This window comes from Providencia sp. 2023EL-00965 (assembly GCF_033550225.1).
Lineage (GTDB): Bacteria > Pseudomonadota > Gammaproteobacteria > Enterobacterales > Enterobacteriaceae > Providencia > Providencia manganoxydans.
Window position 1 is genome coordinate 31,781 of record NZ_JAWUEH010000022.1, and the last position, 15,043, is coordinate 46,823.

The window sequence follows — 15,043 nt, forward strand, 5'->3', positions numbered from 1 at the left end:
TATCATCAATGACTACCCCGATAGTTTGTCAGGTTATAACACCCTCCAATAATGGGATAAGAAAGTATTGCCATAAGTAATAGCTAAAAAGCCTAATGAAATTCGTTTGTAGATCATACTCATAAAAACGGTTATTGATAATTCGGTAAAATAAGTAGCTTGAAGGACAAATTACAGTAGGATACGCTGCGTTTTGATTTATTAGGAGTGTATTATGACAACAAGTATCTATAAAGATTTTCATTTTGAAGCCGCTCACAAGCTACCTCATGTACCAGAAGGCCATAAATGCGGTCGCCTTCATGGCCATTCTTTCATGGTTAGATTAGAGCTAACGGGTGAGGTTGACACAAAAAGTGGTTGGATTATTGATTTTGGTGACGTCAAGCAAGCCTTTAAACCCATTTTAGATCAGCTTGATCACTATTATTTGAATGATATTGATGGCCTTGAAAATCCAACCAGTGAAGTGCTAGCAAGCTGGATTTGGCATAAAACCAAACCCCTCTTGCCACTCTTAAGCGCTGTTACCGTTAAAGAAACCTGTAATGCAGGCTGTATTTACCGCGGTAAGTAATGCTATGACTGATATGCCGTGAGCATCGCGGCACATCAAGCAATATGCAAATATTTATGTGTTTGAATTGAAAGCCGCCAATTACGCGCAATACACGTATCAATACACAGTTTAGTTGCTGAAGCTTTTTGACTAATCGGTTGTAATGCAACAATCGGAGTATTCAGTACAGTACGCCTTGCGAGTAAGCTATCCAAATCATCAATATCTCTTGCACGTGCCACTGGGTGCTTAATTTCATTCGCTCGATTGATTGAATCCGTAAGCACCTGTAATCCCCCCTTCATACCCACTTTAGGAGAAACTGTTACCCACGTTTGAGCAGAGCATTGGATCGGATAAGTTCCACTGGTTTCAATTTGGCATTGATAGCCTTGTTTTTCTAATTCGCTGGTTAAAGGAACTAAATCATAAATACATGGCTCCCCACCGGTAATGACAATATGCTTTGCTGTATAACCTTTTTCATTCATCAGGTTAATCAGTTCATTACTGTTAGCTAGCGCCCATCTGTCTGTATCAATAGTTTTTAGTGCAATATCACCAAGCGTTGCTTCTTTATCCTTTTCTTTTTCCCACGTGTGTTTGGTATCGCACCAACTACAACCCACAGGGCAACCTTGTAAACGAATAAAAATGGCAGGAACACCGGTGAACACACCTTCACCTTGTAATGTTTGAAAAATTTCATTAATTGGGTAATTCATCGCACTCTCTAACGCTGTCAGCATAATGTGTATTGTATACTCTAAATAATTAAGGTTGCAGCTAAGCCAATAAGCTGCATAGAAAATTATGTAGCTGGCATACGTGCACATCGCCACTCAAGGACCTTCAACTTAAAGTATGACAAGTATATCGTAGATATCTTTCTCTGGTTATCCTACTTTATGGTAATGTAACTAGCTTGGATTAGAAGAAGTACATCAGATAAAAAAACCGAAACAATATTCGGTAGATCACGACAGGAAAAAACATGCAAAGTAGTAAAACAAACCAACTTAGAAAGGGATTGAGTGTCCGGCACATTCGCTTTATGGCGCTTGGCTCCGCTATTGGTACGGGCCTGTTTTATGGCTCAGCCTCTGCAATACAAGCGGCTGGCCCCGCTGTTCTTATTGCCTATATGGTTGGTGGCGCAGCCGTTTTTATGGTTATGCGTGCCTTAGGTGAAATGGCAGTTCACCACCCAGTGCCTGGCTCATTCTCTCACTACGCTAGCCATTATATGGGGCCATTAGCAGGTTTCCTGACTGGCTGGAACTATGTTTTTGAAATGCTTGTTGTCTGCCTTGCCGATATTACTGCATTTGGGATGTACATGGGCTTTTGGTTCCCGCATGTAGATCAGTGGATATGGGTACTCAGCATTGTTTTATTTATTGGCGCACTTAATCTCTGCCACGTGAAAATTTTTGGCGAAATGGAGTTTTGGTTATCCATCGTCAAAGTTACCGCAATCATTGCCATGATTGTTGGTGGTGCCTTTCTTATGTTTTATGGATTCGGTAAAGAAACGGAGCATGCTGTTGGTATTCAAAACCTCTGGGAGCATGGCGGTTTTATGCCTAATGGTATAGCTGGGGTGATAGCCTCTTTAGCTATAGTGATGTTTGCCTTTGGTGGTATTGAAGTGATTGGTATCACAGCAAGTGAAGCTCAAGATCCAGAAAAAACAATTCCTAAAGCCATCAATGCCGTTCCTATTCGTATTTTATTATTTTATGGATTAACACTATTTATATTGATGTGTATCTATCCATGGAACCAAATTGGTCAAAATGGTAGCCCATTTGTCCAAATTTTTTCTAGCTTAAACATTTCCTCTGCTGCAAACATTCTAAATATCGTCGTGATAACCGCAGCCGTTTCCGCTATTAACAGTGATATTTTTGGTGCTGGACGTATGATGTATGGTATGGCTCAAGATAAACAGGCACCTAAAGTTTTCACTAAGCTCACACGCAATGGTGTGCCATGGGTCACTGTTTTAGTGATGTCAGTTGTTATGTTACTCGGTGTTTACCTCAATTACCTGTTACCTGAGCGGATCTTCGTTATTATTGCATCAATTGCTACCTTTGCAACGGTATGGGTTTGGTTAATGATCTTACTGTCTCAAGTAGCGATGCGCCGTAAAATGAGCAAAGAAGAAGTTAAAAAATTGAAATTTCCGGTGCCATTTTGGCCTATCGGCCCTGCGATCACCATTGCATTTATGGCGTTCGTTATCGCATTACTCGGTTTTTTTAAAGATACTCAGATAGCCTTAATTGTTGGCTGTGTATGGGTAGTAATACTGACAATAACTTTCTTTATTATGCGCTCGTTCCAAAAAGGTGACGCCTCTCAGAATTAAGTTGAAACATCAGTTGCTTGATTTTCAACTAATAACTTAATATCAAAAACCTACGCCCCAATTTAATCCGTTGGGGCGTTTTTTATCCACTTATTATTGGAGAGCTTGCTCAAGATCTTCAATCAAATCATTAACATCTTCCAAACCAATAGATAATCGAAGTAGTCCATCACTGATCCCATAAAATTGGCGCTCTTCAGGCGTATAGGTTGAATGCGTCATACTGGCAGGGTGCTGCGCTAAAGATTCACAATCTCCTAAACTAACAGCTCTAGAGAACAAATTAAGACGGTTTAAAAAATGCTTACCTGATTCTAGTCCCCCCTTTATTTCACAGGCAATCATTCCACCTGCAAGTTTCATCTGCTTTTTCGCAAGCTCATATTGTTTAAAACTGGGTAAACCTGGGTAAATAACAGAGGCTATTTTAGGGTGTGACTCTAAATATTGTGCAACAATTTGAGCATTCTTCACAATACGTTCTAAGCGCACGGGTAAGGTCTTCATTCCTCTCATCACTAAACTAGCATCATGTGGTGACAAACAAGCGCCAGTCATATCTTTTAGGCCTACCATTCTAATTTTCGCGGCGATTTCTTTGGTTGTAATCACAGCACCCGCGACTACATCACCATGACCACTCATATATTTTGTTAATGAATGAATGGCAATATCTGCTCCTAAAGTGAGAGGTTGCTGCACGTAAGGTGTACAGTAGGTATTATCAACTATCACGATCACATTGTTACGTTTAGCTATTTGGCTAACTGCTTGTATGTCCACTAAACGCATATCAGGGTTAGCTGGCGACTCAAAAAAAATAGCGCGGGTATTTTCAGTTATTGCATTAGCCACATTTGTTGGGTCACTCATATCAATATGACGTACTTTAAGACCAAACCGCTCAAGACCACCATGGAAAAATGAGTAAGTACATCCATAAACTGTCATATCCACTAATATTTCGTCACCAGGAACTACTAAGGACCAAAAGGTTGATGTTATTGCTCCCATTCCTGATGAAAATACAATGGCAGCTTCTCCACCTTCTAAATCTGCAATCCTTTTCTCTAATAAATCTAAAGTAGGATTATTGATCCTTGTATAAATATAACCATCTTTTTCTCCACTGAAGCAAGCAGCCCCTTCTTCTGCACTACTAAATGAGTAGGTAGATGTTTGATATACAGGAGGTACCAATGCACCTTTATTTTCTTGTTGATTATAAAAACTATGTATAATCCTTGTTTCGAAAGCATTAGTTTTATTTACGCTCATACCACTCTCCTAAAAAATTACTTTTCATTGGATAGAGGTACCCTTGAACCCATAATTTGCAATGTTCTGAGTAGGATACTTATTCCCCGTAATGTATTTGGATCCTTCAATAAGCTATAAACTGAACGAAAGTTTTGTTTTTTATCATCATATACCGATTCCATTTTAGCCATGTTATACGCAGTACTTAGCTCCCAAACTGGCGATAACGTATCTTCAAATGAATTCGCTAATTTTTCTACTGTAGCCAAATCTAAAATATCAACGAGATCAGATATCAAAGAAAGTAAATCAACAATATTATCTAAACGTTTTAATTGTAATAAAGGTGATAATTTATCAGCAAGGTGAGCCGCAGATTCAGAGTTAATTAACTCGATTAATTTAGATTGTGCATTATCATTTGACATAATTAATCTCCCTTTACACTAAACCACGAATAGCGGCCCAATAGATACCTCTATTAAAACCATTTCTTAATAGTCCTCCCACTTTCGTCGCAGGAGTAGGTATCACATCGTGTTTGTAATCATACTGTAATGGCATACCTGCATTTAATCCCATTTGCGCAACAGCTTGTACACGCCCATCATAGATAGCAGCTGGATACCCATAAGTTAATTCACCACAAATATTATCCGCTATAATTGATGCTTGATTGTGACAGCTACCTCCAGCCTTACTAATTGGTAAGTCAACTGTATCACCGATAACATAAACACCTTCTGTACCATAAACTTGCATAGTTTCATGATCAGTTGGCAACCAGCCTTCACCATTATTGTGTTCACTTAAACCTGTATTAATAACAGCTTCTACCGCAGTAATTGGTGGGGTACTAATTAAAATATCAAAAGGTTGTTCATCACCTTCTTTTGAATAAGCTATTTTTTTATCAGGATCAACCTTATTTAAAGTAAACCCACGTTGGGCTTTAATATTCTTCATATCAAAAATTTCAGGGATAGCTTCACAAACAGGTTGCTGCATGAAAAGACAATTTCGTAATAGCTGGGAGACGGTTGGGTAGGTATAAACAATTTCAATATTGTCTCTCACACGCCGCTTGCGCAAAAACTCATCCAACATCAGCGTTGTTTCCATTGGAGCAATGCCACATTGATGAGGTACATTAGGCGTTTCTGGAAATGAAACCGTGATAAAAATTCGTCCTTTTTCTATTTTAGATAATTGATCTGCTAATTTTCGTGCAGGCTCATAAGCGTAAAAATGATTACCTATCTCTTTTAATCCTTCGATTCTATCGGGTCTAGGTACACAACCTGTCGCAATAACCAAATAATCATAATTCAATATTTTACCACTATGGCCTCTTAACTCTTTATTCTTAAAGTCAAAAGAATCAATTTTATCTATGACTAAATTAATTTCTGGTCGTAATAATGACTGTTGATCGCGACTTAATTCATCCTTAAAGAATAAGTTAAATGCAACATACATAAAGGCTGGTTTATAATAATGAATGGGGTTATCTGTAACTAGTGTTATTTTTATTTTTTTAGAAAAAATATCTTTATTTAACTTCCTAGCAAGGGTGTTTGCTAGCATTGTGCCACCAGTTCCACCACCAACGATAATAATATTTTTCATTCTATAGCCACCTATATTTCAATGAGTTTCAAGTAAATAACGCTTGATTGAACAAATATAGCTTAAATTAAATAATTCGCCATGCATTTATTTGACAATTAATACTAATAAAACAAATGAAATTAATTACGAAAATTAAAATATCAAAAATTTAAAATAAACAAAATTATAATTAAGCACATTATTTATCACTTACTGAAAATAAATCAGTCTTTTTTTGATTATCTTTTACTTTAAGTATGAGTAGTGACCAACAATACCCCATCGAAATAATATATCTTCAGATACTTGTCCATATCCAATGTTATGCATAATTAAATACCGTTTATTATCTACCGTTCTATGTGTAGTCACTATCCCAATATGTGGACGCCCATTATCTAAACGCCAAGAAACGATATCTCCCGGTAAATAATCTTCTGCATTTGATGTAATCGGTTTAGTAATACCTTTACGTGAAAAGAAAACTTCTAAATTTGGTACTCGACGATGGTCAATATTTGTATCGGGCTTACTTAAACCCCACATTTTTTGGCTAGGATATTGGCTAAAATTATTCTTAATATCCTCATGTAGAAGTTGCTGTAAATCGATACCTATTTTGCGATAGCTTCGTATAACCACATCAGAGCAAACTCCATAGCCTTGAGGAACATCCCCATTTGGATAGTTAATTTGTCGATAAGAAGGGTCGTAAATAACAATTCGAGGAAGTTGTTCTGCTTGCCTAGCGAGAAGTAGATTGTTATCTGCCACAACGTAACTAGATACAAACAAGAGAATGAAAAATACACGCATTGAATTGCCCTCTAACATCTTGAGAATCAGATCAAAATGTAAGACAAAGCGGCAACCCAAAAAAGGTTAGCTAATCTTAAATATCTCTATACCAGATCAAATTGTGTAATTATCGGATTATGATCTGATGCATCAGTGTTTATCACATAACTATCTTTTATCTTGAGACCTTTATAAAAAAAGTAATCTAAAGGTCTACCAAATGCTTTAGTCCTTTGGTCATTATTATAACTCACTTCCTTTAAACCTACGCTTCTTACAAAGCGTTTCAATGCATTTACTCTTTGACGGCTCCATGCATTAAAATCACCAGCTAAAAGAACGGGACCAACGTGTTTAGCAATATGTTCACCGAGTTTACTTAATTGCCTAATGTAAACATCCACACCAAAGCTAAAATTAATGGCATGCACATTCGCTACCATAAGGTGCTTTCCATTAGGTAAAGGGTAAACAGTGATCAATGCAGATTTAACTAGCCGTAATAAAGGTTCTTTTTCTCGCAGAGGGCAACAATATATAGGGTGTGAAGTAGCTAATGTCATAACCCCAGCAGGGTGTGGTGAAAAAGGTAAAGCAGGAACCTGATCAGCGATAAGTTGGTGTGATGCTGCAAAAGAAATCAATTCAGGTGACATTTGAGCCTCTTGCAATAGGATAAGCTTTTTATCCTTAACCAGCTCATTAAGTACTGCTTTCCAGTTAGAGCGCTGTTGTTTATAAATATTCCAAGTGACAACATCTAAGGTTTCCCCCGCAGCAAACAAAGGCAAACCTACGGGTAATGAATCACCTAGCATATGCACAGGCATTGGCTGAATACGTTTAGCGGGCTGACCTGCAATATATCTTACTGAATAGGTTCTTTTCGCCACGTTTCGGATCCCTACAATTATTGGAAATTAAAAGCATTTTAGCAATTTCATAAACTATCTGCCCTGTAGTATATCAAAGCCGGCATGTTATATCTTATGAAGTTAATACAGAGTTGGCGTGATAATTAACTACTCATTCATCATTAATGAACGATAAGTAGTGTTTACTATCACCGATAGCATTTTTGATACAATAACTTGATTTTAATAAGAATTATAAATAGAGATTAGATAAATGAGTTGTAATACAAAGAGTAAAAATTACATAGTAAAAAGCCCCGTGAGTTATCTCACGGGGCTTAATAAGTGGCGGAACGGACGTCTGCCTAAAACAATTCCAACCCAGTACGAACAAATCCAAATTATACTTTATTTTCAATTACTTATTCAAACGTCACTTCCAAACACATATAATTAACTCCATTCAAAACTTAACATAAATGGCATACCAAATGGCATACCCAACTTTGAGGATCGATTCATCATGGCGGTATTAACTCATTCTAAAGCAAAACATATTCAACCAGGGGATAAACCATTGTCTCATGGTGGTATTACCGGTCTTACTCTTCATCCATCATCAACAAAGGGTAGAGGTAAGTGGGTTCTTCGTTATATGAGTCCTGTAACACAAAAACGAAGAAATGCTGGATTAGGTAGTTTTCCCGAAATATCTATTTCCGAAGTTACAAATATCGCATCAACAATGCGAGAACAAATTATTAAAGGCATTGATCCTCTTGAGCTCAAAAAATCAATCTCCGATGAACCTTCAATCCCTACTTTTGAGGTGGCTGCCCGTAAACTCCATGCAGAGTTACTACCTGGTTGGAAAAATAAAAAACACGGTAAACAATGGATCACTACACTGGAACAATATGTATTTCCTACCATAGGTTTATTAAAGTTGGATATCATAACTACAGCCAATATTGCAGATGCATTACGCCCTATCTGGCTAACTCGCTCAGAAACAGCATCCCGCATAAAACAACGTATCCACGCAGTTATGCAGTGGGGATGGGCTCATGGCTATTGCGCAGCCAACCCTACTGATGTCGTTAACCATTTATTACCGCAACAAATCAGCGCTCATGTACGTACCGAGCATCAACCTGCGATGCCTTGGAAAAGGCTACCTTTATATATTCGCACACATATATACCAACCCGAACGTTACAATGTTACCCGAGCAATACTGCTATTTATCATGTTAACAGCCTGTCGTTCTGGCGAGGCTAGAGCGATGCAATGGCAGGAAATTGATTTTAAACGAGCGGTGTGGACAATACCCGCAGAACGTATGAAATCAGGGTTGCAACACCGAGTGCCATTATCTGAGCAAACTTTAGCGCTATTGAACAATCTAAAAGGCGTACATGACACACTAGTTTTTCCATCACCTAGAAAACAAATTGTGCTCTCCGATATGGTTGTCACCTCATTTCTTAGGCGAACCAAAGCCCCCAGTGACACCAATGGTCGCGTTGCAACAGCACATGGTTTTCGTTCTACCTTTCGAGATTGGTGTTCAGAACATGGCTATTCGCGGGATTTAGCTGAACGGGCACTTGCACATACCGTTAAAAATAAAGTGGAAGCGGCGTACCACCGCACTGATTTATTAGAGCAACGAAGACCCATGATGCAAGCTTGGGCAGATTATCTTTTACCGCCATCAAAATAAATCGAGAAAGCTAGCTAATCTATTTAGCTAGCTTTCTTTCATCAAATACTAATCACGCCTTGTTTTTTTGTTTTTTACAACATTTTCCAATGCAAACCGAAGATCATCATGACATGTTGCCCAACGTAAAACTGCATCATTCAAAGATTCTTGTTTTAGTAACGTTTTATGCCCTTCTTTTCTTTTAGTCTCAATAAATTGCCACAACTCATTTTCTATTGCTTCCACGGCTTTTTTCTTACTTTTCCATTCCTTACCATCTGATTTGGCGAGATGAAGTAACCTTATCGCTTCATTTCGAAAAAGCGCCGCTAATTCAGCAACGACATTACCGCCTTTTTTTGATGAAGATATCCTCTTCAAACGGTATTCTCGTTCTATCTTCAAAAGCTCTCGATAATGTTCAACTGAATACAGTTGAGTTAAATAGCTAATCGAAACCAAAAAAGCTTCAACAGATACCTTTTTATCAAAAGACCAGCAAAATTCTGCCCAGGATTTATTAATCGCAGCCCATAAAAATAATGTCTTAACATAATCATTTAATCCACCCCCACCAGCCGTAATCAGCATAACGGTTCCTTTCAGTCTTATCAGCTCAACCACATCCTTAGCAACGCCTTTTGCCGTACCAAAAAAATACCCTTTAAAATCCTTAAAAAATTTTTGAACCTTTTCACTATCCTCAGAAAGGATATCTGCAATTTCTTTTTTTACTGATGAAGATAACCACTTACATTCAATAGCAACCTTCAGCGCATCTTTCCTTTTTTGATTATACGTATCAATCAAAAAATCATAAATATCTTTTAATTCATTCATTTAACCAAATACCCTCACAAAAAGTAGGCTTGTAAAAAAAAAAAGATTGGCCCTTACATGTTTATGCTCAGCACATTTCATTATGCTATTTCTTATCCCATACACACCTATAGAGACTTAACGACAATGAATACATCTCATATTAAAATATTGCGTTTACCCGCTGTACTACAACGTATTGGTATAGCACGTTCAACATTGTACGACTGGATGAATCCCAAATCGCCACGCTATGACCCAACCTTTCCAAAGCAAAAGCGCTTGGGACGCCAATCCGTTGGCTGGGTTGAATCAGAAATAAATGATTGGCTACTTAACAGACAATCAGTTTAATTTAATTCACTATAGCAAATAAGGAGAATAGATTAAAAATCTTCATGTTATTTTCTGTGATTACACAAAAAAATAAAAAACTAAACAGTTAATTTATTGAATTTTGATGATTCAACTATGACTGTCTTCATTTATATATATATAACCCAGAGAAAAGGATAATTATCATGTCCCAACGGATTTCTATTACCATAAAAAATGAATCAAGCCTAAAAGCTATTGATGAATACTGCCATAAAAATAATTTAACACGCTCCGCTGTAATAGCGAACATATTAGCGAGTGCTTGCCCGCTGTTGAATGAAATAAATCAACATACACAGATAGTTAATGAATTGGAAAACCAGCTATTTAATCCTAAAAAAAACTCACAAAAATTATGGGGAGACACCCCCGTATTTTCACTACCTGAATACTTATTGGATATTTGGCAAACCCACATAATAGAAAAAGGGATCATTATTGATAAACATGCTTACCCTCATACTTATAAAAGCCCCAAAATAGGTTTAAAGGAAAAGAAAACCATTCAAGAAACATTGAATAGCTATATAGATTCACCATATATTAAAAAGGCCATTTTTATTTATACAGACAGGCACGTTCACTATAAATTACATAAAGCAGGTGGGTTTTCAAATACAATATTAATTAGAAACACTGAATACAAAAATTACCTATTCGATTTTAACGCAATTATTCACATCCCGATAAAGGATATTGTTTTCCATGGAATAGAGGCAGCATTCAAAAAAAACCAAATAATATTAAAAGAAAGTTATGTCGCTTTTATTCCTATTTATCACTCAAACAATCAGTGTGTTTTAATTGGTGTGATAGATAAAACGCGAGTAAATAGAAAAATAGAGAGCAGTCCAGATACGATTATCATAAATCCAATCTAACCGTTCATTAATTCGTTTTATGACCCTTAAGGTGACAAAATGAGCCATTATGCATATTTTAGAATCGTTCAAAATAGCAATTTTAGTCTACAAGAGGTTGAGCAATGCCTAAACGATATCGCTGGCACCCATCCAATAAAAAGAGAACATATTATTTTAGAACATCAATCAATAACGGATGTCAATGAGCTACCAAGTCAATTGATGTATTATATTGATAGGGTATTTACACCTGATGATACCTTAATTACAAGAACACTCCATGATTTGGGGAATAACACACAACAAATCGCTTATGTTATACAACGCTGCCAATCTCTGGGGATGAAATTACTCTTCCTCAACGACTTAGGCCAAAATGTATTTTCGCTAAATGTCCCTTTAGCCGAAATACTCAATCAATTAAAAAACATTGAGGATAATTATGAAAAAATGAAACTCGATAGACGACATGTGATTGCATTACAACAAGGAAAAATATTAGGACGCCCCGAAGGAAGTGTTTATAAACAAGCTATTTATGAAATGAGGAGCAAAGGATATAAACAACGAGAAGTCGCTAATCATTTTAATATTAGCCTTTCTACCGTGAAACGATATTGGAAAAAAAGACTATTCGAATAGCACTAACTACAGAGTGATTATTTATTAACCAATTCAGTATTGGTGGGGTATTATCAATATTATTGATGTTGGAAAGGTAATATATATTACCAATAACATAACCTGAATAACTAACTAATATAACTTACACCGTAGATATCAATATAATCCAATACTGACTGTAACCTAATATCAATAATATCAGCTTAGCCAGAGGTCAACATCTAAATAAATACGTCATTATTAATCTATAGATTAATAAATCTATGCCTGTTAAACAGGAATAACACAATACTCAATAAACCATAAGGGATCAGATAACCACATTATCTGTCCTTTATCACTACCAACATTCATACGAAAGGGTCATTCCAAATGACTCTAAGGGATCATTATGTCTAAAAAAGAATACAACCCAGGTTACCAAGGTGCGATTGCTGAAACTTTAGATTGTGCCTTACAAGCATACCCTCGTATTACTGTGATACGAGTAGATCTCCATTTCCCTATGATGGATGAATATGGGGATATGCCAAACTGCTTCCCTAACACAGAAGGCTCTCCTATCACCCGTTTTATGAACTCCTTAAATGCAAAGCTTAAACACGATCAACACCGTAAAATAGGTCAAGGGATACGCGTTTACCCTAACCGTTTACGTTACATCTGGGTAAAAGAGCTCGTAGATGGATACCTCCCTCACTACCACTGTGCATTAATCTTCAATAAAGACGCCTACTATCATCTAGGAGACTATGACTTAAATATACCTAGTTTACGGACGATGATTACCACAGCGTGGTACAGTGCGTTACAGCTCGAATTAGACCCTATTATTGATACTGGTCCATTAGTTCACTACCCTGAGAACTGTCGGTACTGTTTAAATCGAGAAGCCTTATCCTTTAGCGATGACTATAATACCGTAATAGAACGATTAAATTACCTAGCTAAAGAATATTCTAAACACTACAGTTCGAATTACCGTACGATAGGCTATAGTCAGTACTAGAAGCGACTTAGGCAGGTAGCGCCCACTACCTGCCTTTTGAAACAGCTTGCCCCTTTAAGCTCCCTTTGACAACTTTAGGGCCTAAGGGGCTTTTAGCAAAGATTTCATCACTCCCTAACATACTGTTAAAACCTACTATTTCAGCAGCTTATTATGAGAAAGGCTATAAACCATACGACCTAGTTGATTCCATCACTAAACAGGATACATACATCAGGGTTCACAGTGGTATACAGGGTGTAATAGGATAAATCCATGACTTTATGCTCAGAGCAATACTGGCGTATAAGACTAATTTCTACATGAAAAACTGGATCACTTTCAGTGTGTATGTGATTTTCACCAGCTGCTTTGCTTTAATCAAACAGAATACTTTAATAATGGAATATATCCAAAGCTTGGAGCTGGGCCTCGATAAGTCCCAGCATTGATTTCCATGCATAATCAACATTAATTATCCTATTTTCTTTATTTAGAACCTATCTCAATAGGGAGTTGACAAATAAATAACTTTAGAGAACTGATGTTTGCTGATGCAGTATCTATCGTCTTTAAACGTTAATACCAGCTGCTTAAAATACTGTTTGTATCACCTATCGAGATAGGCTCTTAATCATAAAGCCTCACAACTATTTTATATTTACAACCATTCAATAATGTTGATAATTTGATTTATGTGACATAGTAGCCTATAAATTTCGTTTTAATCTAATAATTTTCACTATTACATTAATATTTACCCTTCAACAAACCATATAAAAAAACAAAGGATTACGTACATGAAGCAACGTTGTTTATTCACGGAAGGAAGCATCAGCCTGCCTGAGGGCTACAAAGAACAAACTGTCAACATCTTGATTTCCCCCACTGGCAATGCGGTTAACATTTCTCGGGATGACAAACCCGCTGATGAAACCTTTGATGACTATGTTGCTCACCAAAAGCAGCTGTTACAACGTTCCTTGAAAGATTGGCAACTCCTTGAAGAAAAGCCTTCGGTGCTCGGTGAGAATGGTATTCACGGCCACCTTATTAGTTCACGCTACCGCCCGAACAAAAAGCAGCAAGTCTATCAAATTCAGGCCGTTTACCCTTTCAGTGATACCCAAACCCTGATTTTTACAATGTCATCGCCGAACGCCTTTAATGATGAGCAATGGGCATGGATGAATACCCTCCTACTTAGCTTTCAACCAAGAGGGTAATCGCCATGCCAGAAGCCGCCAGAGTCGGGGATATTATCGGTCACTCCAAATCAATGTGGGGAATGCTTGTCGGTACGGTATTAGGTGCAGCCATCGCCATCGGAGGTGCCGTTGTTTCCGGTGTCTTAATGGGCGTTGGTATTGCTGCAAGCTGTATTGGGGTCGGTGTGCTTGCCATTGGTGCTTCACTGGCGGTCGGCTATGGTACAGGGCTGCTGGCAGAATGGGTGCGGGATAAGTGCGTTGAAACGGGGTCTAAATCGTTAAGTCCCAGTGGGGAAATCAAAACCGGCTCACGCAATGTTCGCATTAATGGTAAACCCGCTGCTATCTCCACGCAGAGTCAGGTCAACTGTGACAAAGAAAATAGCCTCCGTCAAATGGCAGAAGGCTCTGGCTCGGTGTATATCAATGGGTTTCCCGCTTCTCGGGTCGGTGATAAGACCACCTGTGATGCGACGGTGATGGAAGGCTCCCCCAATGTCAGAATTGGTGGCGGTACACAAGCAACCGAAGATATTGAACCTGAAATCCCCTCTTGGCTCACCACTGCCTCTGACCTCACGATGTTATTCGCCGGCTTTTTAAGCTTTGGTGCTGGGGCAGCAAAAGGCCCCGGTGCAGTGGCGAAGCTGTGGGAGAAATTACCGAGCAGTGCCAAAATCGGTCGCTTTTTCTGCCGATTTGGTAAAGCGTTTACAGGTCTATCCTTGGGTATTGGCACCTTCGGTATACTCACTCGTCCTGTCGAAATCATTGGTGGGCAAAAAGTATTAAACGGTGAAGAGGAGCTGGATTTTACCTATGAATCTGAATTACCACTTTACTGGCAACGCAATTATTTAAGCAGTTATTGCTATGACGGTGTACTCGGCCGTGGTTGGAGCTTCTTTTGGGAAAGCCGATTAATAAAAACCGAAGATGGCTTTGTTTGGCAAAACCTGTCGGGGGATATCCTCCCATTTCCAGACATCCCAC

The 15,043-nt window shown here is 38.0% G+C and carries 16 protein-coding genes; 9 read left to right on the forward strand and 7 right to left on the reverse strand.

All coding sequences use genetic code 11. From position 1 onward, the window contains the following. The first annotated feature begins 214 nt into the window (after positions 1 to 214). Positions 215 to 577 carry a 6-carboxytetrahydropterin synthase QueD gene (gene queD, locus SC428_RS20530; RefSeq protein WP_318710045.1) on the forward strand — a complete coding sequence of 121 codons (363 nt, stop codon included), beginning with the start codon at positions 215 to 217 and terminating at the stop codon, positions 575 to 577. A 35-nt stretch (positions 578 to 612) separates the two neighbouring features. On the opposite strand, the gene queE is transcribed toward queD, so the two are convergent. After that, positions 613 to 1,284: a 7-carboxy-7-deazaguanine synthase QueE gene (gene queE, locus SC428_RS20535; protein ID WP_140182939.1), complete on the reverse strand. Its 672-nt coding sequence runs from the start codon at positions 1,282 to 1,284 to the stop codon at positions 613 to 615. Positions 1,285 to 1,553: 269 nt separating this feature from the next. On the opposite strand from queE, the gene SC428_RS20540 reads away from it, so the two are divergent. Continuing rightward, a complete protein-coding gene (locus SC428_RS20540; RefSeq protein WP_318710047.1) occupies positions 1,554 to 2,936 on the forward strand; it encodes an amino acid permease in 1,383 nt (460 codons plus the stop codon). Between the two features lie 93 nt (positions 2,937 to 3,029). Here the strand turns inward: SC428_RS20540 and megL are convergent, their stop codons facing one another. The 5 genes from megL to SC428_RS20565 all read right to left on the reverse strand — a co-directional run bounded on the left by megL (position 3,030) and on the right by SC428_RS20565 (position 7,498). Further along, the gene (megL, locus tag SC428_RS20545; RefSeq protein ID WP_140187076.1) at positions 3,030 to 4,214 is read right to left on the reverse strand and encodes a methionine gamma-lyase; all 1,185 of its coding nucleotides are present in this window, start codon (positions 4,212 to 4,214) and stop codon (positions 3,030 to 3,032) included. Positions 4,215 to 4,231: 17 nt separating this feature from the next. Continuing rightward, positions 4,232 to 4,624: a hypothetical protein gene (locus tag SC428_RS20550; protein WP_070926455.1), complete on the reverse strand. Its 393-nt coding sequence runs from the start codon at positions 4,622 to 4,624 to the stop codon at positions 4,232 to 4,234. Between the two features lie 13 nt (positions 4,625 to 4,637). After that, the gene (locus SC428_RS20555) at positions 4,638 to 5,825 is read right to left on the reverse strand and encodes an FAD/NAD(P)-binding oxidoreductase (RefSeq protein WP_070926457.1); all 1,188 of its coding nucleotides are present in this window, start codon (positions 5,823 to 5,825) and stop codon (positions 4,638 to 4,640) included. A 228-nt stretch (positions 5,826 to 6,053) separates the two neighbouring features. Continuing rightward, positions 6,054 to 6,623, reverse strand: a complete 570-nt coding sequence (locus SC428_RS20560; RefSeq protein WP_081335896.1) for a DUF1287 domain-containing protein — start codon at positions 6,621 to 6,623, stop codon at positions 6,054 to 6,056. 86 nt (positions 6,624 to 6,709) lie between these two features. Further along, positions 6,710 to 7,498, reverse strand: coding sequence for an endonuclease/exonuclease/phosphatase family protein (locus tag SC428_RS20565; RefSeq protein ID WP_070926461.1), 789 nt, complete (start codon positions 7,496 to 7,498; stop codon positions 6,710 to 6,712). Positions 7,499 to 7,982: 484 nt separating this feature from the next. Between SC428_RS20565 and SC428_RS20570 the strand changes: the two genes are divergently transcribed. Then, entirely contained in the window at positions 7,983 to 9,185 is a 1,203-nt protein-coding gene (locus SC428_RS20570) for a tyrosine-type recombinase/integrase (protein WP_318710052.1), read from the forward strand. Between the two features lie 48 nt (positions 9,186 to 9,233). On the opposite strand, the gene SC428_RS20575 is transcribed toward SC428_RS20570, so the two are convergent. Next, positions 9,234 to 10,007 carry a hypothetical protein gene (locus SC428_RS20575; protein WP_318710054.1) on the reverse strand — a complete coding sequence of 258 codons (774 nt, stop codon included), beginning with the start codon at positions 10,005 to 10,007 and terminating at the stop codon, positions 9,234 to 9,236. A 126-nt stretch (positions 10,008 to 10,133) separates the two neighbouring features. Between SC428_RS20575 and SC428_RS20580 the strand changes: the two genes are divergently transcribed. The 6 genes from SC428_RS20580 to SC428_RS20605 form a co-directional block, all read left to right on the forward strand. Then, a complete protein-coding gene (locus SC428_RS20580) occupies positions 10,134 to 10,340 on the forward strand; it encodes a helix-turn-helix transcriptional regulator (RefSeq protein ID WP_076914474.1) in 207 nt (68 codons plus the stop codon). Positions 10,341 to 10,507: 167 nt separating this feature from the next. Next, positions 10,508 to 11,245: a hypothetical protein gene (locus SC428_RS20585; protein WP_140187070.1), complete on the forward strand. Its 738-nt coding sequence runs from the start codon at positions 10,508 to 10,510 to the stop codon at positions 11,243 to 11,245. Positions 11,246 to 11,284: 39 nt separating this feature from the next. Further along, entirely contained in the window at positions 11,285 to 11,869 is a 585-nt protein-coding gene (locus tag SC428_RS20590) for a helix-turn-helix domain-containing protein (RefSeq protein WP_318710059.1), read from the forward strand. Between the two features lie 373 nt (positions 11,870 to 12,242). Further along, a complete protein-coding gene (locus SC428_RS20595; protein WP_154628735.1) occupies positions 12,243 to 12,860 on the forward strand; it encodes an inovirus Gp2 family protein in 618 nt (205 codons plus the stop codon). A gap of 779 nt (positions 12,861 to 13,639) precedes the next feature. After that, the gene (locus tag SC428_RS20600; protein WP_318710060.1) at positions 13,640 to 14,065 is read left to right on the forward strand and encodes a DUF1795 domain-containing protein; all 426 of its coding nucleotides are present in this window, start codon (positions 13,640 to 13,642) and stop codon (positions 14,063 to 14,065) included. Positions 14,066 to 14,070: 5 nt separating this feature from the next. Next, on the forward strand, positions 14,071 to 15,043 hold a 973-nt coding region (locus SC428_RS20605), incomplete at its 3' end, for a PAAR domain-containing protein (protein ID WP_318710062.1).